4 protein-coding genes and 1 pseudogene are annotated in these 3,885 nt (G+C 61.1%); all 5 read left to right on the top strand.

All coding sequences use genetic code 11. The features are described 5' to 3' along the window. Positions 1-212 (top strand): FAD-binding protein (locus G3N94_RS40260; protein WP_205799747.1); only part of this gene is annotated, 212 nt, incomplete at its 5' end. A 114-nt stretch (positions 213-326) separates the two neighbouring features. Further along, entirely contained in the window at positions 327-1,109 is a 783-nt protein-coding gene (locus G3N94_RS40255) for a class II aldolase/adducin family protein (RefSeq protein WP_205799746.1), read from the top strand. 143 nt (positions 1,110-1,252) lie between these two features. Continuing rightward, positions 1,253-1,822 (top strand): hypothetical protein, encoded by a 570-nt coding sequence (locus tag G3N94_RS40250; RefSeq protein WP_205799745.1) that lies wholly within the window; start codon positions 1,253-1,255, stop codon positions 1,820-1,822. Between the two features lie 632 nt (positions 1,823-2,454). Beyond that, positions 2,455-3,576, top strand: coding sequence for a branched-chain amino acid ABC transporter substrate-binding protein (locus G3N94_RS40245; protein ID WP_205799744.1), 1,122 nt, complete (start codon positions 2,455-2,457; stop codon positions 3,574-3,576). A gap of 173 nt (positions 3,577-3,749) precedes the next feature. Further along, positions 3,750-3,885: pseudogene (locus G3N94_RS40240) on the top strand (branched-chain amino acid ABC transporter permease LivH); the annotation flags it as partial.

Raw genomic sequence — 3,885 nt, 5'->3', positions numbered from 1 at the left:
ACCAGGTCGGCCAGACCGGCAAGATCGTCGCGCCGCAGCTGTACATCGCGGTCGGTATCTCGGGTGCGATCCAGCACCTGGCCGGCATGAAGGATTCGAAGGTGATCGTCGCGATCAACAAGGATCCGGAAGCACCGATCTTCAGCGTGGCCGACTACGGTCTTGTCGGTGATCTGTTCGAGATTGTCCCTGAATTCGTAAGAAATCCTTAACTATGATTGTTGATTTTCTCGCGAAACCCCTCTTGCCCGAAGTCGGGATTCGCACCTGCTACGTCACATGTCATCGGCAACGACAGTTGTCGTCTTTAACGGAGAACATTCGTCATGATTTCGACCACCGATCCGCACATCAATCGCAAGCCGCGCAATATTTCCGAAGCGGAATGGGACACGCGCATACAGCTCGCGGCCGCGTACCGCCTGGCCGCCAAGTTCGAGCTGACCGATCTCATCTACACGCACATCTCGGCGCGTGTGCCGGGTACCAACGACCAGTTTCTCATCAACCCGCATGGATGGTTCTTCGATGAGATCACGGCGTCGTCCCTCGTCAAGATCGACGTGAACGGCAAGCCGATCGGCGACGAGCGATTCGAAGTCAATGCGGCCGGATTCACGATACACAGCGCATTGCATCAAGCGCGGCACGATGTCGAATGTGTCGTGCATCTTCATACGACGTACGGCATGGCCGTCGCAGCGATGGAATGCGGGCTGCTGCCGCTCAACCAGATCAGCATGCAGTTCTACAACCGCGTTGCGTACCACGACTACGAAGGCATCTCGCTCGATCTCGATGAGCGGCAGCGCATCGTCAGGTCGATCGGCGAAAAGGACTACCTGATCTTGCGCAACCACGGGCTGCTGACCACCGGCCGCTCGGTGGCTGAAGCCTTCACGCGCATGTACTACTTGAACAAGGCATGCGAGATCCAGGTCGCGACACTGTCTGCCGGACAAAAGGTGACGATTCCGTCGCCGGAAGTGTGCGAGCACGCGGCCAGGCAGCACGACGACTATGCGTACCTCGACACGGTGCACCTCGACCGGGAATGGACCGCGTTGCTGCGCCTTCTTGATCGTGACGGTGGCGGCTATCGAGCCTGAGCCCGGACCACGTATTGCGGCGACCGTGTCGCAGCCGGATGGACGACGTGCTCTTGGGGCACCGTCGCGCCCGACCCGGCACCGGTCGTCGCTGACATGGATACTGCATAAGGGCAACTTGCGCACAGCGTTGGCTAGACGTGTTGGCCTATCAATTTATTGCGACGCGTGGCGTCGAACTGAAGGCACTGAGATTTCCGTTTCCGCTGAGATGGCATTCCGAACGTGGAATTCTCCAGCTTTCGACTGCGTGCGGCGGAGAACTGGTTTGTCGAGGCAGCAACGTCCCTGTTCGGCCCGAGGAATTGTTCGACGTTCAGATGGCACCGGACGAGACGGGTGCGGTCGCCGGTCGGCTAGAGCTTGGCCTGACGGTGAAAGGCCCGTTGCTGGAACCTGACTGGGACACGCTCACGTCGATTTACTCGAGCAATGGCAGGGGCTTCGGGCTTGCACTTGCGCAGAACATGTTCCGGCTGCCGTGGTATCCGTGGTCGCTCGAGAACGTTGCGTCGCAACTGGATACGAAGCCTCGTGCGCTGCAGATGACGCTGTTCCGGGAGTGCTACAGCTTCGATGCGGCACTGAGACGTTGCCGCCGGCTGGACACGCTGCTGCGCGAGGGTAACGCCCACTGCTCGTTTGAGAGGGTGACGGTCTCTGCGGAGGATGCGGCGACCAAACCGGGGAGTCGCATTATTTCACAAAATTAACAATACACTTTCGGTGTATCGAAATCAGTCGGCAAATCGAATGATTTCGCCGAGGGAGGCGATGCACGACGATGGTGCCTGCTTCCTGCGTCGTTCACGCGCCGCGCCCACGCGATGCGGCCCTTTAAATCACCAAGTCACGCCGCCGCGCACGCGGCATGCACGAAAGCGTTGTCCGATAAGGACAGGCGGCGAAAACCGGCGCGCGATCGCAACCGGATTGCGCCGCACGCAAACGTTCCCTTTTAAATCGGGTTGCGCTGCGATTGCGACCGTGCCGCTCAACAGTCCTACGTGTTTTCCCTTGGTTGGTCGGCATTTTTGACAGACGATTGAAAAACGCTCATATAATTTCGACTGCCTTGCCAACGGCTGTCGGACCATCCATCCGAAGAGCGGTTCGGCAAGCGGGGCAGGCGAAAAGCTTGCGCAATGCAAGACGCATCACGTTGTCTTTCCGAACCAAACGCTCCCTTCGGGAGTGGTAAGAGCCGGGCCCCGCACAAGTCTCATTCCGCACAAGGTCCGTCTCCGCGTCTCGGGCGTGTTCCATGTCCTCGCCCCGGGTGCTGTTCGATTGCGCAAGTCATGCCGCCTTTGCCCGTATGACTAACAACATCGAGGAGCTCCAGATGACGCTGTCCCGTCTTACGTCCATTTCCGTCGCCGCCGTGCTGTTCGCCGCCGGCGCCGCCACCGCGCAAGCGGAAACCGTGAAGATCGCCATCGCCGGGCCGATGAGCGGTTCGGTCGCGCAGTATGGCGACATGGTGAAGGCCGGCGCGCTGACCGCGATCGAGCAGATCAATGCGGCAGGCGGTGCGGGCGGCAACAAGTTCGAAGTGGTGATGATGGACGACGCTTGCGAACCGAAGCAGGCCGTCGCGGTCGCGAACAAGATCGTCAGCCAGAAGATCAAGTACGTGATCGGTCACGTGTGCTCGGGTTCGACGATTCCCGCGTCCGACATCTACGAGAACGAAGGCATCGTGATGGTCACGCCGTCGGCCACCGCGCCGCAACTGACCGAAGGCAAGAAGCGCCACTTCATCTTCCGCACGATCGGCCGCGACGACCAGCAAGGCCCGGCCGCCGCGAAGTACATCATCGGCAGCGTGAAGCCGAAGAAGGTCGCGGTGCTGCACGACAAGCAGTCGTACGGCCAGGGCATCGCGTCGTCGGTGAAGAAGGACCTCGAAGCCGCGAAGATCCCGGTCGTGCTGTTCGAAGGCATCAATGCCGGCGATTCGGACTACTCGGCGATCATCACGAAGCTGAAGTCGCAAGGCGTCGACTTCGTCTACTTCGGCGGCTACCACCCGGAAATGGGCCTGCTGATGCGCCAGGCGCGCGAGCAGGGCGTGAAGGCCACCTTCATGGGGCCTGAAGGCGTCGGCAACAAGGACGTGACGGCGATCGCCGGCCCGTCGTCGGAAGGCATGCTCGTCACGCTGCCGGCCGACTTCACGGCCGACCCGGCCAACGCGTCGCTCGTGAAGGCATTCGCCGACAAGAAGCGCGACGCGAACGGTCCGTTCCAGATGCCGTCGTACGCAGCGGTGAAGATCATCGCCGACGCGATCGCAGGCGCGAAGACGACCGACGCGACCAAGGTCGCCGCGTACATGCACCAGCACACGTTCGACACGCCGATCGGCAAGGTCGCGTACGACCCGCAGGGCGACCTGAAGGCGTTCAAGTTCGTCGTCTATACGTGGCACAAGGACGCGACCAAGACCGTCGCTTCCAACTGACCGGCGTACCCGCCCCGATACATCCACCCCGCTCGTGATCCGGGCGGGGCGGCTGCATATTGGCCGTTCACGCGGCCGTGGGCGCATCGAGACGATACCGTGCGTTGCGCGCAACCTCGCCGCGATCCGGCGACGGCGGCGCGTGGCACGGCGCAAACGGGAGTTTCCCGCACATGACTGATTTCTTTCCGCAATTCGCCCAGCAGCTGGTCAACGGCCTGACGCTGGGCGCGATCTATGCGTTGATCGCCATCGGCTACTCGATGGTCTACGGGATCATCGGCATGATCAACTTCGCCCACGGCGAGA

The organism is Burkholderia sp. Ac-20353 (assembly GCF_017104785.1).
Taxonomy (GTDB): Bacteria; Pseudomonadota; Gammaproteobacteria; order Burkholderiales; family Burkholderiaceae; genus Burkholderia.
This window is presented reverse-complemented; position numbering and strand designations above follow the sequence as displayed.

Coding starts and splice junctions, on each gene's coding strand:
- G3N94_RS40255 (WP_205799746.1), top strand. CDS start 327: ATGATTTCGACCACCGATCCGCACATCAATCGCAAGCCGCGCAATATT.
- G3N94_RS40245 (WP_205799744.1), top strand. CDS start 2,455: ATGACGCTGTCCCGTCTTACGTCCATTTCCGTCGCCGCCGTGCTGTTC.